This window comes from Micrococcus luteus (assembly GCF_014138885.1).
In the GTDB taxonomy this organism is placed as follows: Bacteria; Actinomycetota; Actinomycetes; order Actinomycetales; family Micrococcaceae; genus Micrococcus; species Micrococcus luteus.
This window is the reverse complement of record NZ_JACJIK010000001.1, coordinates 602,279-626,615: the sequence shown is the minus strand read 5'-3', so window position 1 is coordinate 626,615 and position 24,337 is coordinate 602,279. Positions and strand designations below refer to the sequence as shown.

Genomic DNA, 24,337 nt, shown 5'->3' with positions numbered 1-24,337 from the left:
GGATCCATCGGATGCGCCTGGAGGGGCTCGGGCCCTACGCCCAGGCGCAGGACGTCGACTTCGACCGGCTCAACGCGGGCGGCCTGTTCCTGCTGGACGGGCCCACCGGCGCGGGCAAGTCCACGGTGCTGGCCGCGCTGTGCTTCGCCCTCTACGGGACCGTGCCGGGCGGACGGTCGGCCGAGTCGCTCGTGACCACGCTGCGCGAGCCCGGCGCGGTGATCCCCGAGGTGCAGGTCGAGTTCACCGTGCAGGGCCGGCGCTTCGAGGTGGTCCGCTCGCCCAAGCACGAGCGGCCCCGCCGGAGACGCAGCGCGGCGGGCGGCGCCACCGTCACCACGCAGGCCACGGTCTCCCTGCGGGAACGCGTGGACGGGGAATGGACGGCGCCGCTCACCCGGGCGGACGAGGTCGGCCAGCAGATCGCGGCCGTCCTGCACCTGGACGCCGAGCAGTTCATGCAGGTGGTCCTGCTGCCTCAGGGACAGTTCGCCCAGTTCCTCACCGCGAAGTCGGATGAGCGCCGCGTCCTGCTGCGGCGGCTCTTCGGCACGCAGCGCTTCGACGGCGTCGAGGAGCACCTGCGCGTCGAGACGGCCCGGCTGGACACCGCGGTGGCCGTGGACGCGGACGTGGCCCGGACCGCGCGGGCACAGCTGGCCGAGGCGCTCCACGAGGCGCTCGGCCCGGACTGGCATGCGCCGGAGCCGTCACCGGACACGGACGACCGGCTGCTCGCCCTCGCCGCCGAGCGCGCAGGTCGCGCCCACGAGGACGCGCGGGCCGACCTCGCCACGGCCCGCGCCGCGGAGCAGCGGGCCCGGGTGACGGCGCGTGAGCTGGAGACCCGCGGGCGGGACCTGGCCGCGGCCGAGGCGTGGGCGAGCCGTCGACGCGACCACGACGCCGAGGCCGAGACCGCCGCGGCGCGGCGCCGCGCCGTCGACGCCCATGAGCGCGCCGGGCGGGTGCTCGCGGCCGCCCAGCGGGCCACCGCGGCGGCGGACGCCGCCGGCACCGCGTCGGAGACGGTGACGGAGGCCCTGGCGCACGTCGAGGACGAGCCGACCGCGGCGGCGTGGCTCGCCGCCGCCCGGGCGGACGGGGCCGCCGACGCGCCCGCCTCCCGCCAGGCGCTGGGGGAGGCCGAGCGCGCCGCGGAGGCGGTGGCACGCGCCGTCCAGGACCGTGCCCGGATGGGCGAGCTGGAGCAGGAGGCGGCCGCCGCGGCGGAGCGTCGGGCCGAGATCGGCCGCGACCGCGCCGCCCTGGTCGAGTCCCGCCCCGAGCGTGAGGCGGCCGTCGCGGCACACCGCGCGGCCGTCGAACGCGGCACCGAGCGTCTCGGCGCCCGGGAGGCCGTGGACCGCGCCGTGTCCGAGGCCGCCGCTCGCCGCACGGCCGCCGAGGCCGCGGCCGCCCGCGCCGTCGAGGCAGAGACCGCGGCCCGGGCCCACCGGGAGGCACAGGAGCGGCGACGCGAGGCCGCCGAACGGCACGTCGGTCTGCTGCGTGCCCGGTACGAGCAGGCCGCCTCCGAACTGGCGGAGCGGCTCGTGCCCGGCGAGCCGTGCGCCGTGTGCGGCTCGCCCGAGCACCCGGCCCCGGCCGCCACCGCGGACACCACGGTGACCGAGGCGGACGTGCGGGACGCCGAGCAGGCCCGGACCGCGGCCGACCGGGCCGCGACCGACGCCGAGACCGCCCTGCGCGCCGCCGAGCAGACCCTCCGCACGGCGCGCGAGGCCGCCGCCGGGCTCGCACCCGAGGCCGCGCGAGAGGCGCTCGAGCGCGCCGAGGCCGAACGGGCCGCGCTGGACCAGGCGGCGAAGGACCTCGCCGCGGACCGCCGGCGGCTGACCGCCGCCGAGAAGACGCTCGCCGGGGCCGACGAGACCGCCGCCGCGCTCGCGGCCGAGGACGGTCGGCTCGCCGAGGCCGCCGCCCACCGTGCCGCCCGGCTGACCGAGCTGCGGGACGCCGTCGAGGCCGCCCGCGGTGACGCCGAGACCCTCGACGCCCGCCGCGACCAGGTCACCGCCGCACGCCGGGTCCTGGCCGCCCTCGCTGCGGCGCAGGACGAGGACGCGCGCGCCCGGGCGGTCGCCGACGAGACCGACCAGGCGCTCACCGCCGCGCTGGCCGAACAGCGCTTCGACGACGTCGACGCGGCGCGCGCGGCCCGCCTCGAGGAGACGGAGGCCGCCGCGCGCACGGCCGCCGTGCAGGAGTGGCACGCCGAACGGGCCCGCCTCGCCGAGCTCGAGGCGAGCGAGCCCGTCCGCCGGGGCCGCGCCCTCGCCGAGGCGGGCGTCGAGCCGCCGACCGAGGAGCAGACCCGCGCCGCCGCCGAGGCGCTCGCCGCGGCCGAGGCCGCGAGCTCGTCCCGGGCGACGGCGGTCGGGCGACTCGATTCACTCGTCGCCACGGTGCGCCGCCAGTCAGCCGCCCTGACCGAGGTCCTGGAGCGGTCCGCCGGGCTCATCGCCGAGCACACGCGGGTGCGGGGGCTGCTCGACCTCGTCCGCGGCGGCGGGGAGAACCTGCTCAAGATGCCCCTGACGAGCTACGTCCTCGCCGGGCGGCTCGAGGAGGTCGCCGCCGCGGCCACCGAGCGTCTGCTCGCCATGACGGACCAGCGGTATTCGATCGAGTACTCCGACGCCGTGGGCGGGCGCGGGAACAAGGGCCTCGAACTCGTCATCCGGGACCACTACGTGGACGAGACGCGCCACCCGGCCACGCTCTCGGGCGGCGAGACCTTCATGGCCTCCCTCGCCCTCGCCCTGGGGCTCGCGGACACCGTGCAGGCCGAAGCCGGCGGCATCGAACTGGACACGCTCTTCGTGGACGAGGGCTTCGGCTCGCTCGACGCGGACACCCTCGACGACGTCCTGGACGTCGTGGACACCCTGCGGACCGGTGGCCGGACCGTGGGCCTCGTCTCCCACGTCGAACGGATGAGGCAGGAGATCGGCGTGCGCCTCGAGGTGCGCAAGGACCGGCGCGGCTCGAGCCTCGCGGTGCACGACGGCGCCTGAGCGACGGGGGTGCGCCCCGCCGCCCCGGCCCGCGCCACGCGTGAGGTCAGGCCCGGCGCCACCGCCGGCGGAGGCGCTGCCGGAGTCGGCCGAGGCGTCCGGCGTCGAGCTCGGACGGGGCCGCCCAACGCTCCTCAGCCCGGCGCGCCTGCTCGGCCGCGCGCTCGGCCGCGACGCGCTGCGCCTCCCGCTCGGCCGCGACACGGCGCTCCTCCTGCAGGCGGCGCTCCCCGCGGACCTCGGTGAGCCGGTACAGCACGGGCACGAGCACGAGCGTGAGCAGGGTGGAGGACACCAGGCCGCCCACCACGGCCACCGCGAGGGGCTGGGAGATGAACCCCGCGTGCCCCGTGATGCCCAGGGCCATCGGGGTCATGGCCAGGATGGTGGCCAGGGCCGTCATCACCACCGGGCGCACGCGGTTGAGCGCGCCCACCTCGATCGCCTCGTCCAGGGTCATGCCGCGGTCGCGGCGGTACTGGTTGATCAGGTCGATCAGCACGATCGCGTTCGTCACCACGATGCCCACCAGCATGAGCAGCCCGATCATCGTGGACAGTCCCAGCGGCGTGCCGGTGGCCAGCAGCGCCAGGAACACGCCCGTGGCGGCGAAGGGGATCGACACGAGCAGCACGAGCGGCTGGCGCAGCGAGTTGAACGTCGCCACCATCACGACGTACACGGTCGCCACGGCGGCCAGCAGCGCCAGTCCGAGGTCCCGGAACGTCTGCGCCTGCTGCTCCGCCGCGCCGCCCACGGCCGCGGTGACGCCCTCGGGCAGGTCCAGCTCCGCCACGGCCTGCGTGACCCGGCGCGAGACGGCCCCGAGGTCCTCGTCGTCCGGGGTCACCGTGACGACGGCGGTCCGCTCGCCGTTCGAGGACGTCACCCGGGCAGGTACGGACATCCGCGAGACCTCGGCGAGGTCCCCCAGCGGCACGGGTCCCTCGGCCGTCTCCACGGGCACCTGGCGCAGGGCGTCGAGGGACTCGACCGGCTCCGGGTCACCCAGCTGCACCGCGAAGCTCTCGAACCCGAAGCGGACGTCGCCCACGGGCGCGGCCTGCAGGGCGGCGGCGGCCTGGCCGGCCACCGCCTCCTCGGTCAGGCCGAGCCGGGCGGCGGCGACGGTGTCCACGTCCACCTGGAACGTCGGGCGCAGGTCCGAGGCCGGCGTCGTCACCTCGCGGGCGCCCTCGACGGGCCGCAGCGCCTCGGCGACCTGATCGGCGGCCGCGGTGAGGGCCTGCGGGTCGGGGGCGGAGACGGACACCTCGATGTCCTGGCCGCCGCTCGGCCCCTGCTGCGTGGAGACGGACACGTCGCCCACGCCGTCGAGACCGGTGAGCTCGGCGCGCACCCCGTCCTGAAGGGCCACCTGGTCCGCATCCGGGTCGGTCACCACCGTGAACCGGGCCCGGTCCGCCGAGGAGCCGCCGAAGGCCCCCATCGGGCCGGCGGCGGTGCCGGCCGTCCACTGGACGGTCTCGACGCCGTCGGTGTCCAGCAGCACGCGTTCGATGCGCTCGGCGGCGGCGGCCGTGGTCTCCAGAGACGCCCCCGGCTCCTGCTCCGCCGTGACGACGAACGAGTTCTGTCCCGAGTCGCCCAGGAGGTTCGTGGGGATCAGCGGGACCAGCGCGGCCGTGCCGGCCAGCAGCGCCAGGGCGGCGGCGAGGGTGACCACGGTGTGCCGCTGCGTCCAGCGCAGCACCGGGCGGTAGGCCCGCGTGAGCCATCCGCCGGCCGCCACGGGCCGGTCGCCGGGGACGGCGGGCGCGGCCGTGGTCTCGGCCCCGCGCCGCGGGGCGCGCAGGAACCACCAGCACAGCACCGGCACGATCGTCAGGGCGACGACGAGGGAGGCCAGCAGGGCGACCGTGGCGGTCACGGCGAAGGGCCGGAACAGCTCGCCGGCCAGGCCGCCCACGAAGGCGATGGGCAGGAACACCGCCACGGAGACCAGGGTGGAGGCGGTGATCGCGGTGGCGACCTCGCGCGTGCCGTCCAGGATCGCGGTGCGCCGGTCGGCGCCCAGGCCGAGGTGCCGGCGGATGTTCTCCACCACCACGATCGCGTCGTCCACGACCCGGCCGATCGAGATCGTCAGCGCCCCGAGCGTCAGCGTGTTGAGGGAGTAGCCGAAGGCCGCGACCCCGATGAGGGCGGCCAGCAGGGACAGCGGAATGGACATGGCGGTGACGAGGGTGGAGCGCACCGAGAGCAGGAACACGGCGATCACCAGCACGGCGAACGCCAGGCCCAGCAGGCCCTCCTGGAACAGCGTGTCGATGGACTGCTGGATGAACGGGGCCTGGTCGAACACCACGGTCAGGTCCGCGCCGCCGCCGACCAGGGACGCCAGCTCCGGCAGGGCGTCGCGCACGGCCTGAGAGACCGCCACGAGGTCGGCGTCCGGGGTCGCGGTCACGGAGACGGACAGCGTCGGCACCCCGTCGGTGCGGGTCAGCGAGGTGGGGGCCGCGGCCACGAGGGTGACGTCGGCGACCTCGTCCAGGGTGCGCGGTTCGCCGTCGCCGGAGGGAGCGACGACGATCCCGCGCAGGCCCTCGAGGTCCTCGACGGCGGCGCCCGCCTGGACGGGATAGGTGGTCGCGCCCTCGGTGACCTGGCCGACGGGGAAGAGGCCGGCGTTCTCCTCGAGCGCGTCGGTGATGTCGGAGGTGGTCAGCCCGGCGGCGGCGAGCGCGGCCGGGTCCGGGACCACGGAGACGTTCTCGTCCGTGCCGCCGAGGACGTCGGCGCCGCGGACGCCGTCGATCTTCTGCAGCCGCGGGGCCAGGACGTCCTCGGCGCGGCGGCGCAGGGTGTTGAGGTCCTCGTCCCCGGACAGGGCGAGGAAGACCACCGGGAAGTCGGAGACGGAGCCCGCGAAGGACGAGGTCTCCGCCTCCTCCGGCAGCTGCGGCCCCAGGTTGGCCACCACGCGGTCCACCTGGGACCGGGCCCGGTTCAGGTCTGTGCCGTAGGCGAACTCCAGCTGGACCGCGTTGAAGCCGGACTGCGACGTGGACCGCGAGGATTCGAGCCCCTCCACGGCCTGCAGGGCCGTCTCGAGGGGCTCGCCCACCTGAGCGTCCACGACCTCGGGGGACGCCCCCGGGTAGAGCGTCGAGACGGAGATGACGGGCAGCTCGAGCGGGGGGATCAGCTCCCGCTTGAGCTGCCCGGCGGAGAGGACGCCGAACACCGCGATGAACACGGTGACGAGCGCCACGAGCGCCCGCCGACCGAGTGAGAACCGTGCGAGCGCTCCCATCGGGGCGTCAGGCCAGCTTCAGTGCGGCGTCCGTGACGGTGCGGACCTCGTCCAGCAGCGCCGGGTCGTCGTTGAGCGTGTGGCCCAGGGACGGGATGAGCTCCTTGAGCGTGCCGTCCCAGCCGGCCATCTTCGCGGGGAAGCAGCGCTCGAGCAGCTTCACCATGATGGGGGCCGCGGTGGAGGCGCCCGGCGAGGCGCCGAGCAGGCCGCCGAGCGAGCCGTCCGCGTGCGTGACGACCTCGGTGCCGAACTGCAGGACGCCGCCGAAGCGGCCCTTGCGCTTCATCACCTGCACGCGCTGGCCCGCGGTGATCAGCTCCCACTCGCCGCCGTCGGCCTCCGGGTAGAACTCGTGCAGCGCGTCGATCTTCTTGTCCCGGGACTTCAGCACCTCGGTCACGAGGTACTTGGTCAGGTCCATGTTGTCCTTGGCCACGTCCAGCATCGTGCTGAGGTTGTGCGGGCGCACGGACAGCGGCAGGTCCAGGTAGGAGCCGGTCTTGAGGAAGTTCGTGGAGAACCCGGCGTAGGGGCCGAACAGCAGGGAGCGCTTGCCGTTGACGAAGCGGGTGTCCAGGTGGGGCACGGACATCGGCGGGGCGCCGACGGCGGCCTGGCCGTACACCTTGGCCATGTGCTGGTTGACCACGGACTCGTCCGTGCAGCGCAGGAACTGGCCGGAGACCGGGAAGCCGCCGAAGCCCTTGGCCTCGGGGATGCCGGACTTCTGCAGCAGGGGCAGGGCGCCGCCGCCGGCACCGACGAAGACGAAGCGGGCGCGGTCCACGAGCTCGGAGCCGGCGGCCTTGTTCTTGACCTTGACCTCCCAGCGGCCGTCCGTGCCGCGGGTGAGGCCGGTGACCTTGTGACCGAAGCGCACCTCGGCGCCGGCGCCGGCCATGGCCGTGATGAGCTGGCGGGTGAGGGAGCCGAAGTCGACGTCGGTGCCGCCGGTGTTGCGGGACGCCGCCAGGCGCTGGCCCGGCTCACGGCCCTCGATCAGCAGCGGGGCCCAGGCACGGATCTGCTCCGGGTCCTCGCTGTGCTCCATGCCGGCGAACAGCGGCTGGGCGGACATGGCCTCATAGCGGGTGCGGAGGTAGTCCGCGTGGTCGTCACCCCACACGAAGGACATGTGCGGCAGCGGGTTGATGAAGGACTTGGGGTCCTTGAGCGTGCCGTCCGCCACCAGGGAGGACCAGAACTGGCGGGTGGTCCAGAACTGCTCGTTGATGCCCAGCGCCTTGGTGACGTCCACCCGTCCGTTCTTGTCCATGGGCGAGTAGTTCAGCTCGCACAGGGCGGCGTGGCCGGTGCCCGCGTTGTTCCACGGGTCGGAGGACTCCAGGCCGGCCTGATCGAGGCTCTCGTACAGGGCGATGGACCAGGTGGGCTCGAGCTTCTGCAGCAGCACGCCCAGGGTGGCGCTCATGATGCCGCCGCCGATCAGGACGACGTCGTGGGTGGCGGTGGACGAGGTGGTGGGCACGGTCAACTCCTGAAGCAGAACGACGGCGGGTGGGCGCAGTGCGACCAGGCCGAGCAGTGGCGGTCGGGCCGGGCGCCGTGATCTCCCACTGTACTACCGGTGCGTTCAGCCTTCGGTCAGCCTGACGCGCGAGAAGGGCTCGTCCAGCTGCGGCGACGTCGGGTAGGAGGCCACGCGCGGGCCGGTGGCCAGGGCCGAGATCGGATAGACCAGCGGCAGCGCCGGCAGGTCGAGGGCCATGGCCCGGACGACGCGGCGGAACAGGGCGCGGCGCGCGTCGTCGTCGTTCTCGGCCGCCGCCGCGTCCACGTCCTCGACGACGCGCGGGTTGCGGTAGCCGGTCTCGGCGCGGCCCGAGCGCGCGAAGGGCTCGAGGAACGCGTGCGGGTCGCGATAGTCGCCGGTGCGGCCCATCAGGTGCAGGGCTCGGGTGGGCCGGGAGACGACGGCGTGCAGGTAGTCCTGGTCCTCCGGCACGGGCACGGGCACGATGTGCATCCCCACCGCGCCGAGGTCGCGGGCGACCATCGCGTAGACCCGCTCCGGCTCGGGCAGGGAGGGGCGGGCCGTGCCGGCCGGGTAGAGGAACTCCAACGGCTCCCCGTCGTATCCCGCCAGGTGGAGGAACTCGCGGGCCCGGCCCGGGTTGACGTCGTAGCGCCGCGCCTCCTCGTCGCCGACGCCGAGGGACGGGGGGACGAGGTCGTGGGCCAGGCGGGTGCCCTCGAGGAAGACGTCGCTGCCGGCGATGCGCGGGCGGTCCACCGCGTACGCGATCGCCTGGCGCAGGTACTGCGAGCGCACGCGCGGGTGGTCCAGGTTCATGCCCACGTAGAGCACGCCCAGGGGGTCCCGGGGCAGCACCTGGGTGCCGGCCTCGACGAGGGGGCGCAGCTGGCCGGGGGCGACGACGTCGATCACGTCCGCCGAGCCGCGCCGCAGCTCCCGCAGGCGCACGGAGGCCCGACCCCACGCCTGCACGGCCACCGGGTACGCCGCCGGATCGGAGCCGCGGTGGCGGGCGCTGGGGACCAGGATCGTCGCGCCCGAGGCGCCCGGGTGGGCGCGCGTGAGCTCGGCGGTCTCCGCGGCGTCGGCCCAGCGGTAGGGGCCGGTGCCGGCGGGGGTGGTGACCTCGGAGCCGTCCACGTCGACCGTGCGGTCCCACGAGGCCGGCGAGGAGATCGCGAAGGCCGGCGAGGCCAGCGCGGCCGCGAGGTGACGGCGGGGGGAGTGCAGGCGCAGCCGCACCTCGAGCTCTCCGCGGGCCTCGACGCCGGCGAAGGCGGAGTCCGCATCCCCGGCGTATCCGCCGAAGGCCGAGACGAACGAGGAGGGCGGGGCGACGGTCCCGTCCACGGGCGCAGGGGCGGAGGCCCACCGCTCGATGTTCGCGACCACGGCGGCGGCGTCGCACGGCTCGCCGTCGTCGAACACCACCCCGGAGACCAGGTGGAACGTGTGGAGGCGGCCGCCGTCGGACTCCTCATGCCGCTCGGCGAGGCGGGGCGTGGGGGCGCCGGTGTCCGCGTCCACGCCGAGCAGCGTCTCGAAGACCTGGCGGATCAGACGGAAGGACTCGACGTCCAGCGCGCGGGCCGGATCTCGCGTCAGCGCCCGCGCCGGGGCGCCGACCACGAGCAGTCGGCCCGGGCCCGAGGAGGTCGGGGCGGCGGAGGACGGCGCCGCGGGCGACGTCGTGCAGCCGGCCACGCTCAGGCCGAGCAGGCCCAGGCCCCCGCCGAGGAAGGCGCGGCGAGTGGGCTGCATGGCGGCCTCCTCTGGCAGGTGACGTCGGGGTCGGGCGGGCCCGGGGAGTGCGGGCGGGGGGACTCGAACCCCCACGTCCAGGACACTGGAACCTAAATCCAGCGCGTCTACCAGTTCCGCCACGCCCGCGCACACCCCGCGCGGGCGGGGCGAGGCCCGATCCTACCGTGCGGCGCCCGGGCGCGGCGGGCGGGGATCAGGCCTCGTCGAGGCCGAGGGTGCGGCGCAGTCGGGCCACGTGGCCGGTCGCCTTCACGTTGTACTGCGCGTGGGTGACCTTCCCGTCCGGGCCGACGACGATCGTGGAGCGGATCAGACCCTCGAAGGTCCGCCCGTAGTTCTTCTTCTCGCCCCAGGCGCCGTAGGCCTCGGCCACCGCGTGGTCCTCGTCCGAGAGCAGGGGGAACGTCAGGCCCTCCTGCTCGGCGAACCGGATGATCTTGCCGATCGGGTCGGGGGAGATCCCCAGGACGACGTAGCCGGCCGCGGTCAGGGAGGCGAGGCTGTCCCGGAAGTCGCAGGCCTGCGTGGTGCAGCCGGGCGTGGACGCGGCCGGGTAGAAGTAGACGATCGTGTGCTTGCCCGCGCTGTCGCGCAGCGAGACGGGCCGGCCCTCCTGGTCCTGGAGGGTGAACGCGGGTGCCGTGTCGCCGGGCTGGAGGCGGTGCTGGGTCGTGTCGGTCATGGGCCCCAGCCTACGGTGGGCCCGGGCGGGGAGCGAGGACGACGAAGGCCCCGTCTCCGTGGAGACGGGGCCTTCGCTTCGGTGGGTGCACCCCCCGGGACTCGAACCCGGAACCTGCTGATTAAGAGTCAGATGCTCTACCGGTTGAGCTAGAGGTGCAGGTGCCGCACCGCCTCTCGGATCTCTCCGGTGCGCCGTGCAACGAGGTGAAACCCTACCAGGGGTTTCAGACGCCGCGCAAATCGGGGGGCGTGACGTCCGTCGCGTCCGTCTCCGGGGTCGCGTAGAGGCGGTCCAGTTCGTCCATGAAGGCGGTCATGAAGGCGTGGAAGTCGGTGGCGTCCTCGGCCTGGTCGAGCTCCGCGGTGCCGTCCTCCGTGAGGTCGCCCACCGGCACCCGCGTGTGCTCCGGGACGTCGAACCACGTCCGGAAGCCCGTGACGGTCTCCACCTGATAGCCGCTGCCCGTGTCCGCCACGGTGGCCACGTTGGCCAGGCCCACCTCGACGACGTCGGCGCGGTCCGTGGAGGCCTCGGTCACCGGGCCGTGCGGGTCGTCCTCGGCCACGCCCGGCGCGCGGCGGTCGTGGTCGTCCGGGGTGGAGGTGGGGTCGAACGGGCACAGCAGCATCTCGAGCGGCTGGTGGCGGTAGCCGATCACGAGGGGGGAGGAGGAGCCCGAGGGCTGGCCGTAGACGACGTTGTAGTCGCCGTGGTTGAACACGCGCGCATCGAAGACGCGGCGCAGCCGTCTGTGCAGGGTGGGCGTGTCCATGGGCCCAACGTACGCGGACCCGTCCGCGCGTGTCATGCTGCGGCACCCGTCACACGGGGACGTCGCGTCGGCCCGGTGGCGCCGTGCTCACTAGACTCCGCGGCATGGACTCCGCCGCGTCGACTCCCAGCACCCCGTCCGCCGCTCCCGACATCAAGCCGCGCTCGCGCGACGTCACCGACGGGATGGAGCGCACCGCCGCCCGCGGCATGCTCCGCGCGGTCGGCATGGGGGACGAGGACTTCGGCAAGCCGCAGATCGGCATCGCGTCGTCCTGGAACGAGATCACTCCCTGCAACCTCTCCCTGGACCGCCTCGCCCAGGCCTCGAAGGACGGCGTCCACGCCGCCGGCGGATATCCGCTGGAGTTCGGCACGGTCTCCGTCTCGGACGGCATCTCCATGGGCCACGAGGGCATGCACTTCTCGCTCGTCTCCCGCGAGGTGATCGCGGACTCGGTGGAGACCGTGATGATGGCCGAGCGCCTGGACGGCTCCGTCCTGCTCGCCGGCTGCGACAAGTCGCTGCCGGGCATGCTCATGGCCGCCGCCCGCCTGGACCTGGCGTCCGTGTTCGTCTACGCCGGCTCGATCATGCCGGGCGTGGCCCGCCTGACCGACGGCACCGAGAGGCAGGTGACCATCATCGACGCCTTCGAGGCGGTCGGCGCCTGCGCCCGCGGTCTCATGTCCGAGGAGGACCTGCTCCGCATCGAGAAGTCCATCGCCCCGGGTGAGGGCGCCTGCGGCGGCATGTACACCGCCAACACCATGGCCTCCATCGGTGAGGCCCTCGGCATGTCCCTGCCCGGTTCCGCCGCCGCCCCCTCCGCGGACCGCCGCCGCGACGCCTTCGCGCGCCGCTCCGGCGAGGCCGTGGTGAACATGCTCCGCCAGGGCATCACGGCCCGGGACATCATGACCAAGCCCGCGTTCGAGAACGCGATCGCCGTGACCATGGCGTTCGGCGGCTCCACCAACGCCGTGCTGCACCTGCTCGCCATCGCCCGGGAGGCGGGCGTGGACCTGCAGCTGTCCGACTTCAACCGCATCGCCGACCGCACCCCGCACATCGCCGACCTCAAGCCGTTCGGTCAGTACGTCATGACGGACGTGGACCGCATCGGCGGCGTCCCGGTGGTCATGAAGGCCCTGCTGGACGAGGGCCTGCTGCACGGGGACACCCTCACCGTCACCGGCAAGACCCTCGCCGAGAACCTGGCCGCGCTCGATCCGGACCCGGTGGACGGCAAGGTCATCCGGACCATGGACGACGCGCTGCACCCCAACGGCGGCATCGCGATCCTCCACGGCTCGCTGGCCCCGGAGGGCGCTGTCGTGAAGTCCGCCGGCTTCGATGCGGACGTCTTCGAGGGCACCGCGCGCGTCTTCGACCGGGAGCGCGCCGCCATGGACGCCCTCGAGGACGGGACCATCGCCGCCGGCGACGTGGTGGTCATCCGCTATGAGGGGCCGAAGGGCGGTCCGGGCATGCGCGAGATGCTCGCGATCACCGGCGCGATCAAGGGGGCGGGTCTGGGCAAGGACGTCCTGCTGATCACCGACGGGCGCTTCTCCGGCGGCACCACCGGCCTGTGCATCGGCCACATCGCCCCCGAGGCCGCCGAGGGAGGGCCGATCGGGCTGGTGCAGGACGGCGACCGCATCCGCGTGGACATCGCCGGACGCACCATGGACCTGCTCGTGGACGAGGCCGAGCTCGCCGCCCGCCGCGAGTCCTGGGAGCCGGTGGAGCCGAAGTTCACCACGGGCGTGCTGGGTAAGTACGCCAAGCTGGTGCACTCCGCCGCCGAGGGCGCCTACCTGGGCTGAGGCCCGGTCGGCCCGCACGCCGAGACGAGCAGAGGATGAGCATGCACGCGATCGACGCCCGGGCCGGGGGACCCGCGCCGCGTCCCGGGCGGGAGGCGCGCTGATGGAGGTCGTCATCCTGCCCGACGCCGCCGCCCTGGGCCGGCACGGCGCGGACGCGGTGGCCGCCCACGTGGCGGCCCGTCCCGAGGCCGTCCTGGGGCTGGCCACCGGCTCCTCGCCCCTGCCCGTCTACGACGAGCTCGCCCGCCGGGTCCGGGACGGGGAGCTGTCCCTGCGCTCCTGCCGCGCGTTCCTGCTGGACGAGTACGTCGGCCTGCCCGCGGGACACCCCGAGTCCTACCGCACCGTGATCGAGCGGGAGTTCGTCGTGCGCACGGACATCGCCCCGGAGGCCGTGCACGGTCCGGACGGCGGGGCGGCGGACGTCCCGGGCGCCTGCGCCGCCTACGAGGAGGCGCTGCGCGAGGCCGGCGGCGTGGACGTGCAGCTGCTCGGCGTGGGCACGGACGGGCACATCGCGTTCAACGAGCCCGGCTCCTCCCTCGCCTCCCGCACGCGCATCAAGGTGCTCGCCGAGCAGACCCGGCGGGACAACGCCCGCTTCTTCGACGGCGACCTCGACCAGGTCCCGACCCACTGCCTCACCCAGGGCGTGGGCACGATCCTCGACGCCCGACACCTGGTCCTGCTGGCCCGGGGCGAGGGCAAGGCCGAGGCGGTGCGGCAGCTCGTGGAGGGCCCCGTGAGCGCGCGCTGGCCGGTCACGGCCCTGCAGCTGCACCCGCATGTGACCGTCCTCGTGGACGAGGCCGCCGCCGGGCGACTCGAGCTCGCGGGGGAGTACCGCCACATGTGGGAGGCCAAGCCGTCCTGGCAGGGCCTCTGAGCGCCCCTCGTCCATCGACCCGCCCACCCCGGAAGGTGCATCCGTGCCCGCCTCGGTCCCTCACCGGCCGCGCGCCGAGCAGGCGCCGCAGGCCGCCGCGTCCCCGTCGGTGCTGCGCGCGGACCGCGTCCATGACGGCGAGCGCCTCGGCGGCCCCGGCTGGATCGCCCTGGCCGAGGGCCGGGTGGTGGCCGTCGGGACCGGGGACCCGCCGCGCACCCACGGCCCCGTCCACGACCTCGGCGACGCCCTCCTCGCTCCCGGCTGCGTGGACGTGCACTGCCACGGCGGCGGCGGACACGCCGTCGAGTCCGGCGCGGCCGCGGCACGCGCGGCGGCCGCGGCCCACGCCCGCGCGGGCACGACCACGGTCGTGGCCTCCCTCGTCACGGACGAGGTCGACGCGCTCGCGGCGCAGCTGACGGCCCTGACGCCCCTGTGCGCAGAGGGGGTGCTGGCCGGCGTGCACCTCGAGGGTCCCTGGCTCTCGCCCCTGCACTGCGGCGCGCACCGGGCCGCGTCGCTGCGGGCGCCGGAGCCCGAGGACGTCGCTCGCCTCGTCGAGGTCGGCGCGGGCCACCTGGCGATGGTCACGCTGGCCCCCGAGCTGCCCGGGGCCCTCGACGCGGTGGGCCGGCTGGCGGAGGCGGGCGTCGTCGTCGCGATCGGCCACACGGACGCCTCCTACGAGACCACGCGCGCGGCGATCGACGCGGGGGCGCGGATGGCCACGCACCTGCACAACGCGTGCCGGCCCACCCACCATCGCGAGCCCGGGCCGGCCGTCGCCCTGCTGGAGGACCCGCGCGTGGGGATCGAGACCATCGTGGACGGCGTCCACCTGCATGCGGCCACGGTGCGGCGGGTCGCCCGGGAGGCCGGGGAGCGGTGGATCCTCGTCTCGGACTCCATGGCCGCCGCCGGCTGCGGCGACGGCGAGTTCCCCCTCGGGCCGCTGCGGGTCCGGGTCCACGACGGCGTCGCGCGGGTGGTCGGCGCGGACGGCGCAGCCGGGGCCATCGCCGGGTCCACGGCCACGGTCACCGGCTCGGTGCGCTCCGCCGTCGTCGCCGGGGTCGACCTCGACGCCGCGCTGCGGGCGGCGACGGCCGCGCCCGCGGACGCCCTGGGGCTTCCCGACGTCGGCCGGCTCCGAGCCGGGAGCCGAGCGGACGCCGTCGTCTTCGGCCCCGAGCTCGAGGTGCGCGGGGTGCTCCATCACGGAACGTGGGTGAAGGCGGCCGCCCCCGCGGCGGCTGACTAGGGTGGGCGCAGGCCCGGGATCCGACCCCGACCGCCCGGTCGTCTCACGATGTGACGCTTTATCTCACATTGCGAGACAGGCGGGTGGTCGATGGCGGACGGGGCGCACGGCTGTCGATACTGAGACCACCCCCGAAGGACCCGGCGGCCCGTGTCCCCACCTCAGACTCCACCACGCCGGCCCGATCCGTCATCGACGCGGCCACGGTCCCCGACGCCCGACGGATCCGAACGACGACCGTCCGACGCCCCCGCGACGGACACGCAGCGACGAACGCAGTGAGGTGACCCCATGAGCACGACCCCCCGCGACGCCCGCGCGGCGGTCCCGCAGGTCCCGACGCCGGCCTCCCGCCCGACGGAGACCGCCCGGGTCCAGGAGCGCCGTCCGGCCCCCCGGCCCGAGATCGTCGAGCCGCGGGTGCCCGGCGAGGGCTCCCGCGTCGAGCCGACCCGGATGACCGGCTCCGAGGGCATCATCCGCTCCCTGGAGGAGCTGGGGGTCACGGACGTGTTCGGGCTGCCCGGCGGCGCCATCCTGCCGACCTACGACCCGCTCATGGACTCCGATCGGATCCGCCACATCCTGGTGCGCCACGAACAGGGCGCCGGTCACGCGGCGCAGGGCTACCACCTGGCCACCGGCAAGGTCGGCGTGGCCATCGCCACCTCCGGTCCCGGTGCCACCAACCTGGTGACCGCCATCGCGGACGCCCACATGGACTCCCAGGCGGTCGTGTTCATCACCGGCCAGGTCTCCTCCGCCGCGATCGGCACGGACGCCTTCCAGGAGGCGGACATCGTGGGCATCACGATGCCCATCACCAAGCACTCCCGGCTCGTGACCCGGCCCGAGGACGTCCCCCAGGCCCTCGCCGAGGCGTTCCACATCGCCGCCACGGGCCGGCCCGGGCCCGTGCTCGTGGACGTCACCAAGGACGCCCAGCAGGGCGAGTTCGAGTTCGCGTGGCCGCCCCGGATCGACCTGCCCGGCTACCGCCCCGTCCTGCGCGGCCACCCCCGGCAGATCCGCGAGGCCGCCCGGCTGATCCGCGAGGCCCGGCGCCCCGTGCTGTACGTGGGTGGCGGCGTGGCCCGCGGCGAGGCCCACGAGGAGCTGCGCGCCCTCGCCGAGCTCACGGGCGCCCCGGTGGTCACCACCCTCACCGCCCGCGGCGTCTTCCCCGACTCGCACCCCCAGCACCTGGGCATGCCGGGCATGCACGGCGGCGTCCCCGCCGTGGCCGCGCTCCAGCAGGCCGACCTGCTGATCACGCTCGGCGCCCGCTTCGACGACCGCGTGACCGGTCACCTGCCCTCGTTCGCCCCCGGCGCCCGCGTGATCCACGCGGACATCGACCCGGCCGAGATCTCCAAGAACCGCACCGCGGACGTGCCGATCGTCGGCCACGTCAAGGAGATCATCCCGGACCTGGTGGCCGAGCTCGCGACGGACACCGAGGCGCTGCCCGACCTCGCCGACTGGTGGGCGGTGCTGCGGCGCCTGCAGGAGACCTACCCGATGGGCTGGACCGAGACCGAGGACGGCCTCCTCGCGCCCCAGGAGGTGATCTCGCGTCTGTCGGCCCTGTCCGGCCCCGAGGCCACCTACGTGGCCGGCGTCGGCCAGCACCAGATGTGGGCCAGCCAGTTCGTCGCCTACGAGCGCCCGCGCCAGTGGCTCAACTCGGCCGGCCTCGGGACGATGGGCTTCGCCGTCCCCGCCGCGATGGGGGCGCAGGTGGGCGAGCCCGACCGCGTGGTCTGGGCCATCGACGGCGACGGCTGCTTCCAGATGACCAACCAGGAGCTCGCCACGTGCGTGATCAACCGCATCCCCATCAAGATCGCGGTGATCAACAACTCCTCGCTGGGCATGGTGCGTCAGTGGCAGACCCTCTTCTACGACGGGCGCTACTCGAACACGGACCTGAACACGGGCCACGACACCGCCCGGGTGCCGGACTTCGTCAAGCTCGCCGACGCCTACGGCGCCGCGGGCCTGCGCTGCGACCGTCGGGAGGACCTGGACGACACCATCCGCCAGGCCCTGGCCATCGACGACCGCCCCGTGATCGTGGACTTCGTGGTCTCCCGCGACGCCATGGTCTGGCCGATGGTCCCCGCGGGGGTCAGCAACGACGCGATCCAGGTGGCCCGGGGCATGACGCCCGACTGGGACCAGGAAGACTGAGGAGGGCAACCGATGGAACGCCACACCCTGTCCGTGCTCGTCGAGGACGTGCCCGGCACCCTGACCCGCGTGGCCGGCCTCTTCGCCCGGCGCGCGTTCAACATCCACTCGCTGGCCGTGGGCGTCACGGAGGTCGAGGGCCTGTCCCGGATCACCGTGGTCGTCGACGCCGACACGGACCTGCTCGAGCAGGTCACCAAGCAGCTGAACAAGCTGATCAACGTGATCAAGGTCGTCGAGCTCACGCCCGACTCCTCTGTTCAGCGCGACCACCTGCTCGTGAAGGTGCGCGCCGATGCCGCCACCCGCGGTCAGGTCGTCCAGGCGGCCGACCTGTTCCGCGCCCACGTCGTCGACGTGGCCCCGGAGTCCCTGACCCTCGAGGCCACCGGCACCCGTGACAAGCTCGAGGCCTTCCTCGAGATGATGGAGCCCTACGGCGTGCGTGAGCTCGTCCGCTCGGGCACCCTCGCCCTCGCCCGGGGGCCGCGGTCCATGACCGACCGCGCCCTGGCCCGCTGACCCGTCCCGATCCACCCATCCCGTGAGGAGAACAGCATGACCGTGAAGAAGTTCTACGACGACGACGCCGACCTGTCGATCATCCAGGGCCGCACCGTGGCCGTCATCGGCTACGGCTCCCAGGGCCACGCCCACGCCCTGTCGCTGCGCGACTCCGGCGTGGACGTGCGCATCGGCCTCGCCGAGGGCTCCAAGTCCCGCGCCAAGGCCGAGGCCGAGGGCCTCCGCGTCGTCGACGTCGCCACCGCCGCCGCCGAGGCCGACCTGATCATGATCCTCACCCCGGACCAGGTCCAGGCCGACGTGTACGACCAGCACATCGCCGGCAACCTGCAGGAGGGCGACGCCCTGTTCTTCGCGCACGGCTTCAACGTGCGCTTCGGCTACATCCAGGCCCCCGAGGGCGTCGACGTCGCCCTGGTCGCCCCCAAGGGCCCGGGCCACGTGGTGCGCCGCGAGTTCGAGGCCGGCCGCGGCGTGCCCGCGCTGATCGCCGTCGAGAAGGACGCCTCCGGCCAGGCCCACGCCCTCGCCCTGTCCTACGCCAAGGCCGTGGGCGGCACCCGCGCCGGCGTCATCGAGACGACCTTCACCGAGGAGACCGAGACCGACCTGTTCGGCGAGCAGGCCGTGCTCTGCGGCGGCGCCTCCCAGCTCGTGCAGTACGGCTTCGAGACCCTCACCGAGGCCGGCTACCAGCCCGAGATCGCCTACTTCGAGGTGCTGCACGAGCTGAAGCTCATCGTCGACCTCATGGTCGAGGGCGGCATCGCCAAGCAGCGCTGGTCCATCTCCGACACCGCGGAGTACGGCGACTACGTCTCCGGCCCCCGCGTCATCACCCCCGACGTGAAGGAGAACATGAAGGCGGTCCTCGCCGACATCCAGTCCGGCGCCTTCGCGAAGCGCTTCATGGACGACCAGAAGGCCGGTGCGCCCGAGTTCAAGGAGCTGCGCGCCCGGGGCGAGGCCCACCCGATCGAGAAGACCGGCCGCGAGCTGCGCCAGATGTTCTCCTGGCTCAAGGACGCGGACGACGACTACACCGAGGGCACGGCGGCCCGCTGAGCCGCCCGAGCCCCGACGCCGGCCCCGGGCATCGCGCTCCGGGGCCGGCGTCGCATTCCGGCCACGGCCCGGTCACGCGTCTAGGCTCGGACCGGAGCGCGGGCCGGCCCGCCTTCCATCCCACCGCACCACACCTCCAGGAGCACCCGTGAGCGCAGCCCAGCCCGTCGTCCTGATCGCCGAGGAACTCTCGCCCGCCACCGTCGAGGCCCTCGGCCCCGACTTCGAGATCCGCCGCACGGACGGCGCCGACCGCGCCCGCCTCCTCGAGGACCTGCGCGACGTCGACGCGGTGCTGATCCGCTCGGCCACCCAGATGGACGCCGAGGCGATCGCCGCCGCGCCGCAGCTGAAGGTCATCGCGCGCGCCGGCGTCGGACTGGACAACGTGGACGTGCCCGCCGCCACCGAGGCCGGCGTCATGGTCGTCAACGCGCCGACGTCGAACATCATCTCCGCCGCCGAGCTCACCTGCGGCCACATCCTGGCCGCCGCCCGCAACATCGGGGCCGCCAACGGCTCGCTGAAGGCGGGGGAGTGGAAGCGGTCGAAGTACACGGGCGTCGAGCTGTACGGCAAGCGGCTGGGCGTGATCGGCCTGGGCCGCATCGGCGCGCTCGTGGCCGAGCGCATGAAGGCGTTCGGCATGGAGATCCTCGCCTACGACCCCTACGTGACCACCGCCCGCGCGCAGCAGCTCGGCGCGAGCCTCGTCGAGCTGGACGAGCTGCTCGAGCGCGCCGACGTGGTCACGATCCACATGCCCAAGACCCCCGAGACGGTCGGCATGATCGGCGATGAGCAGTTCGCCCGCATGAAGGACACCGCGATCATCGTGAACGTGGCCCGCGGCGGCCTCGTGGACGAGGACGCCCTCGCCCGCGCGCTCGAGGCCGGGACCATCGGGGGTGCCGGCATCGACGTCTTCAGCTCCGAGCCGGCCACGGACCTGGCGTTCTTCGCCCACGACTCCGCCGTGGTCACCCCCCACCTGGGCGCCTCGACCGCCGAGGCCCAGGAGAAGGCGGGCGTCGCCGTCGCCGGCTCCGTGCGCCTGGCCCTCTCCGGCGAGCTCGTGCCGGACGCCGTGAACGTGGCCGGCGGCGCGATCCACGAGGACGTGCGCCCCGGCCTGCCGCTGGCCGAGAAGCTGGGCCGCGTGCTCACCGCGCTGGTGGGCGAGCAGTCCATCACGGCCGTCGAGGTGGAGATCGCCGGTGAGATCGCCGAGCACGACGTCTCCGCGATGCGCCTGGCCGCCCTGAAGGGCGTGTTCACGGACATCGTCTCGGACCAGGTCTCCTACGTGAACGCCCCCGTGCTGGCCGAGCAGCGCGGCGTCGAGTGCCGCCTCACCACCACCGCGGTGTCCGAGTCCTACCGCAACACCGTCACGGTGCGCGCCGCGACCGCGCAGGGCTCCCAGACGGCCGTCACCGGCACGCTCACCGGCCCGCGCCAGGTGCAGAAGCTCGTGGGCGTGGACCGGCACGAGCTCGAGGTGCCGCTGGCCGACCACCTGCTCGTGTTCGCCTACCAGGACCGCCCGGGCGTGATCGGCGTCCTGGGCCAGGCCCTCGGGGTGCAGGGCGTGAACATCGCCGGCATGGACGTCTCGCGCGACGACGAGGGCGCCGCCCTGGCCGTGCTGACCCTGGACGGGGCCCTCTCCGGGGACACCGCGGCCACGCTGGCCGCGGCCATCGGCGCGGCCCGTGCGGCCGAGGTGGACCTCTCCGTCTGACCCGTCCACGCCCGGCGGGCACCGCGGGGCCGGCGCGCGTCGCCCTGTGTTGAGATGGTGTCCATGTCGCGTCCAGCCGAGCCCCGCCCCGCACCCGCCCCGACCGCGCGCGCCGCAGCGGCCCGCCCCGCCACGCCTCCGGGCGTGCAGGGCCGCTGGGCCCGGCGCGCGGCGGGCGGGCTGATCGGCGTCAGCGTCCTGCTCGCCACCTGGTCGTTCGCCCTCCCCTTCGTGTTCGGGCTGGGCCCGCGGCAGGTGCCGTGGTGGCGCGAGGTCTTCGACGTGAACCACGAGGCCAACCTCACGGCGTGGTGGAGCTCGGGCCTGCTCCTGCTGGGGGCCGCGGGCTTCACCACGGTGGGTCTCGTGCGTCGCGCGCTGGGGGCGGACCGGCGGCGGAGCCTGCTCGCGTGGTTGACCCCCGCGGCCCTGCTGGCGGCCATGAGCCTGGACGAATCGACGCAGCTCCACGAGCAGGCCGGCCGGCTGTGGGAGGCCCTGCCGTTCGCGGGGGAGAACCCGCTGCCCGCGTTCCAGTGGCTCATCCTCGGCGCGCCGGCCGCGATCGTCGTCCTCGGGCTGCTCGCGCTGTGCACCGTCGCCCTGCCCCGCCGGACCCGAGCGCTGACGGTGGCGGGCGGCGCGGTGTTCTTCTTCGGCGCGATCCTCCTCGAGGCGGTGCCGCTCGTCTTCGGGATCGGGCGCAGCACCCAGGCCTACCACGTCGCGACGCACGCGGAGGAGCTGACCGAGATGATCGGGGCGTCCGTGCTCGTGGTGGCCCCGTGGGCCCACCTCCACCTGCGGCCTGCGCCGGGCCATCTGCAGGTGACCGCCGACGGCGTCCCGGACGCCGGCGAGGACGACGTCGTCCTCGGCGCGGGCCCCGGCCCCGCCGGTAGACTCGACGACTGTGACTGACGCCCGCGCCCCGTACTACCTGACCACGGCCATCTCCTACCCGAACGGCGAGCCGCACATCGGCCACGCCTACGAGTACATCGCCTCGGACGCGATGGCCCGCTTCCAGCGGCTCGACGGGCGGGACGTGCGCTTCCTGACCGGCACGGACGAGCACGGCCAGAAGATGGAGCAGACGGCGCAGCAGCAGGGCCTGAGCGCCCTCGAGCTGGCGACGCGCAACGCCGCCGTCTTCAAGGAGATGGACGACGACGTCCTGGACATCTCCTACGACCGCTTCATCCGCACCACGGACACGGACCACGCCGAGGCCGTCCGCGAGATCTGGCGGCGGATGGAGGCCAACGGCGACATCTACCTCGGCTCCTACGCCGGCTGGTACTCCGTGCGGGACGAACGCTACTTCGGCGAGGACGAGACCGAGGTGGGTCAGGACGGGGTGCGCCGCGCCGTCGAGACCGGCACCGAGGTGACGTGGACGGAGGAGGAGTCCTACTTCTTCCGCCTGTCCAAGTACCAGCAGCCGCTGCTGGACCACTACCGCGAGCACCCGGACTTCGCCGCCCCCCGGTACCGCTTCAACGAGGTCATCCGCTTCGTGGAGGCCGGGCTCGAGGACCTGTCCATCTCCCGGACCTCCTTCCAGTGGGGCATCGACCTGCCGGCGCCCGCGGACCCCGACGCCGCCGACGCCGACCGGCGCGCCGACCACGTCACCTACGTCTGGGTCGACGCGTTGACGAACTACCTCACGGGCGCGGGCTGGCCCGCCGAGGACCCGGAGGCGTTCGCGCGCTACTGGCCCGCGGACCTGCACGTGATCGGCAAGGACATCTCCCGGTTCCACTGCATCTTCTGGCCCGCGTTCCTCATGTCGGCCGGCCTCGAGCTGCCGCGCCGCGTCATGATCCACGGCTTCCTGAACAACAACGGGGCCAAGATGTCCAAGTCCCTGGGCAACGTGGTGCACCCGCGGGAATGGGTGGCCCGGTACGGCCTGGACGCCATCCGCTTCTTCCTGCTGCGCGAGTTCCCGTTCGGCGCGGACGGCTCCTACAGCCACGAGGCCGTGGTGAGCCGCAAGAACGCGGACCTGGCCAACAACCTCGGCAACCTCGCCCAGCGCTCGCTGTCCATGGTGGCCAAGAACTGCGGCGCCGCCGTGCCCGAGTCGGGCGAGTTCACCGAGGCGGACCGCGCCGTCCTGGCCCAGGTCGACGCCCTGCTGGAGCGCTCCCGGTCCGCGTACGCGGTGCAGGACTTCCACGACGCGCTCGAGGAGACCTGGCGCGTGCTCGGCGAGGTCAACGCCTACTTCGCGGACCAGGCCCCGTGGGTGCTGCGCAAGACGGACGAGCCGCGCATGCGCACGGTGCTGTACGTGACGCTGCAGGCCGTGCGCCGGGTGGCCCTGCTCGCGCAGCCGGTGATGCCCGACTCGGCGTCGCGGCTGCTGGACCTGCTCGGCGTCCCCGCCGAGGGCGACGCCGGCCGCACCGGCGCGTCCGGCAACGGCCCGCGGTCCTTCGCCGCGTTCCACGAGGACCTGGTCCCCGGCACGCCGCTGCCCGCCCCGCAGCCGGTCTTCCCGCGCCACGAGGAGCCCGCCGAGGACTGAGCCCGTCCGGAGGGTGAGACCGGGTGTCACACGATGTGGTCCTCACGCGTGCCCCGCGTAGCCTGAGGGCCATGACCGAGACCACACGCAGCTCCGCAGACCCCTTGGACATCGCCGTCATCGGCGGCGACGGCATCGGCCCCGAGGTCACCGACCAGGCCGCCGCCGTCCTGCAGGCGGCGTTGCGTGCCGAGGGGCGTCCGGAGGCCCGGCTCACCCCGTATCCGCTGGGTGCGGAGCACTGGCTCGAGACCGGCGAGGCGCTCACGGACGAGGTCCTCGAGTCCCTGCGCCGCCACGACGCGATCCTGTTCGGGGCCGTCGGCGCCGCGCCCGGGGACGAGCGCATCCCGTCCGGGCTGATCGAGCGCGGCATGCTGCTCAAGCTGCGCTTCGCTCTGGACCACGGCGTGAACCTGCGCCCGGCCACCCTGCTGCCCGGCGCCGTCAGCCCCCTGGCCGCGCCCGGCGAGATCGACTTCACCGTGGTGCGCGAGGGCACGGAGGGGCCGTACGTGGGCAACGGCGGCGCGATCCGCGTGGACACCCCGCACGAGATCGCCACGGAGGTCTCCGTGAACACGGCGTTCGGCGTGCGCCGCGTCGTCGAGGACGCCTTCCGTCGCGCCGACGCGGGCGAGCGCAAGCGCCTCACGCTCGTGCACAAGCACAACGTCCTGGTCCACGCCGGCCACCTGTGGCGCCGCACCGTGGAGTCCGTGGCGGCCGACTTCCCCGCGGTCACCTGGGACTACATGCACGTGGACGCCGCCATGATCTTCCTGGCGACGGACCCGGCCCGCTTCGACGTGATCGTGACGGACAACCTGTTCGGGGACATCATCACGGACCTGGCCGCCGCCGTGACCGGCGGCATCGGGCTCGCGGCCTCCGGCAACATCAACGTCGAGGGCACGGCGCCGTCGATGTTCGAGCCGGTCCACGGCTCCGCTCCCGACATCGCGGGCCAGGGGGTCGCCGACCCCGTGGCCGCCATCCTCTCCGCCGCCCTGCTGCTCGAGCACGTGGGCGAGGCCGGCGCGGCGGCGCGCGTGCGCACCGCCGTGTGGGCGCACCTGAAGGACCGGGTGGAGGGCGCGCGGGGCACCACCGCCGAGGTGGGCGCCGACGTCGTCGCGCGGGTCTGACGCGCGGGCCCGGCGCGTCGACGCCGGGTCTAGGATGGGGCGACGGCCTGTGGCGTGTGCCACGCCCGGCGCCGTGGCCCCCGCGCGTCGTGCCC

Annotated in this window: 16 protein-coding genes and 2 tRNA genes; 11 read left to right on the top strand and 7 right to left on the bottom strand. The window is 74.3% G+C overall.

Features of this window, described 5'->3' with window-relative positions; genetic code table 11:
• The first annotated feature begins 11 nt into the window (after positions 1-11).
• Positions 12-3,041, top strand: a complete 3,030-nt coding sequence (locus HDA34_RS02790; protein WP_182496701.1) for an AAA family ATPase — start codon at positions 12-14, stop codon at positions 3,039-3,041.
• Between the two features lie 46 nt (positions 3,042-3,087).
• On the opposite strand, the gene HDA34_RS02785 is transcribed toward HDA34_RS02790, so the two are convergent.
• From HDA34_RS02785 to HDA34_RS02755, 7 genes are all read right to left on the bottom strand, one after another.
• The gene (locus HDA34_RS02785; RefSeq protein ID WP_095353804.1) at positions 3,088-6,321 is read right to left on the bottom strand and encodes an efflux RND transporter permease subunit; all 3,234 of its coding nucleotides are present in this window, start codon (positions 6,319-6,321) and stop codon (positions 3,088-3,090) included.
• 7 nt (positions 6,322-6,328) lie between these two features.
• Entirely contained in the window at positions 6,329-7,819 is a 1,491-nt protein-coding gene (locus HDA34_RS02780) for a malate:quinone oxidoreductase (protein ID WP_205805183.1), read from the bottom strand.
• Between the two features lie 99 nt (positions 7,820-7,918).
• On the bottom strand, positions 7,919-9,583 hold the full coding sequence (locus HDA34_RS02775) for an ABC transporter substrate-binding protein (RefSeq protein ID WP_095353805.1): 1,665 nt from the start codon (positions 9,581-9,583) through the stop codon (positions 7,919-7,921).
• Positions 9,584-9,631: 48 nt separating this feature from the next.
• A tRNA-Leu gene (locus HDA34_RS02770) sits at positions 9,632-9,712 on the bottom strand.
• Positions 9,713-9,779: 67 nt separating this feature from the next.
• Positions 9,780-10,268, bottom strand: a complete 489-nt coding sequence (bcp, locus tag HDA34_RS02765) for a thioredoxin-dependent thiol peroxidase (RefSeq protein ID WP_010078986.1) — start codon at positions 10,266-10,268, stop codon at positions 9,780-9,782.
• Positions 10,269-10,354: 86 nt separating this feature from the next.
• Positions 10,355-10,427: transfer RNA gene (locus tag HDA34_RS02760), tRNA-Lys, on the bottom strand.
• A 67-nt stretch (positions 10,428-10,494) separates the two neighbouring features.
• A complete protein-coding gene (locus tag HDA34_RS02755; RefSeq protein ID WP_095353806.1) occupies positions 10,495-11,043 on the bottom strand; it encodes a hypothetical protein in 549 nt (182 codons plus the stop codon).
• 104 nt (positions 11,044-11,147) lie between these two features.
• On the opposite strand from HDA34_RS02755, the gene ilvD reads away from it, so the two are divergent.
• The 10 genes from ilvD (at position 11,148) to HDA34_RS02705 (ending at position 24,242) form a co-directional block, all read left to right on the top strand.
• Positions 11,148-12,875: a dihydroxy-acid dehydratase gene (gene ilvD, locus HDA34_RS02750; protein ID WP_036382119.1), complete on the top strand. Its 1,728-nt coding sequence runs from the start codon at positions 11,148-11,150 to the stop codon at positions 12,873-12,875.
• A gap of 103 nt (positions 12,876-12,978) precedes the next feature.
• Positions 12,979-13,764, top strand: coding sequence for a glucosamine-6-phosphate deaminase (gene nagB / locus HDA34_RS02745; protein ID WP_036382115.1), 786 nt, complete (start codon positions 12,979-12,981; stop codon positions 13,762-13,764).
• A gap of 43 nt (positions 13,765-13,807) precedes the next feature.
• Entirely contained in the window at positions 13,808-15,028 is a 1,221-nt protein-coding gene (locus HDA34_RS02740; RefSeq protein WP_134376922.1) for an N-acetylglucosamine-6-phosphate deacetylase, read from the top strand.
• Between the two features lie 291 nt (positions 15,029-15,319).
• Entirely contained in the window at positions 15,320-17,221 is a 1,902-nt protein-coding gene (locus HDA34_RS02735) for an acetolactate synthase large subunit (protein ID WP_134376920.1), read from the top strand.
• A gap of 12 nt (positions 17,222-17,233) precedes the next feature.
• Complete coding sequence (gene ilvN / locus HDA34_RS02730) at positions 17,234-17,743, top strand: acetolactate synthase small subunit (protein WP_002854209.1); 510 nt, start codon at positions 17,234-17,236, stop codon at positions 17,741-17,743.
• 36 nt (positions 17,744-17,779) lie between these two features.
• The gene (gene ilvC, locus HDA34_RS02725; RefSeq protein WP_065573668.1) at positions 17,780-18,811 is read left to right on the top strand and encodes a ketol-acid reductoisomerase; all 1,032 of its coding nucleotides are present in this window, start codon (positions 17,780-17,782) and stop codon (positions 18,809-18,811) included.
• A 148-nt stretch (positions 18,812-18,959) separates the two neighbouring features.
• Positions 18,960-20,555, top strand: a complete 1,596-nt coding sequence (gene serA / locus HDA34_RS02720; RefSeq protein ID WP_134376919.1) for a phosphoglycerate dehydrogenase — start codon at positions 18,960-18,962, stop codon at positions 20,553-20,555.
• A 63-nt stretch (positions 20,556-20,618) separates the two neighbouring features.
• Entirely contained in the window at positions 20,619-21,476 is an 858-nt protein-coding gene (locus HDA34_RS02715) for a DUF8692 domain-containing protein (protein WP_233437058.1), read from the top strand.
• Positions 21,469-23,094, top strand: coding sequence for a methionine--tRNA ligase (metG, locus tag HDA34_RS02710; protein WP_134376917.1), 1,626 nt, complete (start codon positions 21,469-21,471; stop codon positions 23,092-23,094). Before HDA34_RS02715 ends, metG begins: the two co-directional genes overlap by 8 nt.
• Before the next feature lie 71 nt (positions 23,095-23,165).
• Positions 23,166-24,242: a 3-isopropylmalate dehydrogenase gene (locus HDA34_RS02705; protein ID WP_101965548.1), complete on the top strand. Its 1,077-nt coding sequence runs from the start codon at positions 23,166-23,168 to the stop codon at positions 24,240-24,242.
• Positions 24,243-24,337 lie beyond the last annotated feature (95 nt).

Bases quoted from the DNA above. Each gene is read 5' to 3' on its own strand.
- HDA34_RS02790 (WP_182496701.1), top strand. From the start codon at position 12: ATGCGCCTGGAGGGGCTCGGGCCCTACGCCCAGGCGCAGGACGTCGAC.
- HDA34_RS02785 (WP_095353804.1), bottom strand. From the start codon at position 6,321: ATGGGAGCGCTCGCACGGTTCTCACTCGGTCGGCGGGCGCTCGTGGCG.
- HDA34_RS02775 (WP_095353805.1), bottom strand. From the start codon at position 9,583: ATGCAGCCCACTCGCCGCGCCTTCCTCGGCGGGGGCCTGGGCCTGCTC.
- bcp (WP_010078986.1), bottom strand. From the start codon at position 10,268: ATGACCGACACGACCCAGCACCGCCTCCAGCCCGGCGACACGGCACCC.
- HDA34_RS02755 (WP_095353806.1), bottom strand. From the start codon at position 11,043: ATGGACACGCCCACCCTGCACAGACGGCTGCGCCGCGTCTTCGATGCG.
- ilvD (WP_036382119.1), top strand. From the start codon at position 11,148: ATGGACTCCGCCGCGTCGACTCCCAGCACCCCGTCCGCCGCTCCCGAC.
- nagB (WP_036382115.1), top strand. From the start codon at position 12,979: ATGGAGGTCGTCATCCTGCCCGACGCCGCCGCCCTGGGCCGGCACGGC.
- HDA34_RS02735 (WP_134376920.1), top strand. From the start codon at position 15,320: ATGAGCACGACCCCCCGCGACGCCCGCGCGGCGGTCCCGCAGGTCCCG.
- ilvN (WP_002854209.1), top strand. From the start codon at position 17,234: ATGGAACGCCACACCCTGTCCGTGCTCGTCGAGGACGTGCCCGGCACC.
- ilvC (WP_065573668.1), top strand. From the start codon at position 17,780: ATGACCGTGAAGAAGTTCTACGACGACGACGCCGACCTGTCGATCATC.
- HDA34_RS02715 (WP_233437058.1), top strand. From the start codon at position 20,619: ATGTCGCGTCCAGCCGAGCCCCGCCCCGCACCCGCCCCGACCGCGCGC.
- HDA34_RS02705 (WP_101965548.1), top strand. From the start codon at position 23,166: ATGACCGAGACCACACGCAGCTCCGCAGACCCCTTGGACATCGCCGTC.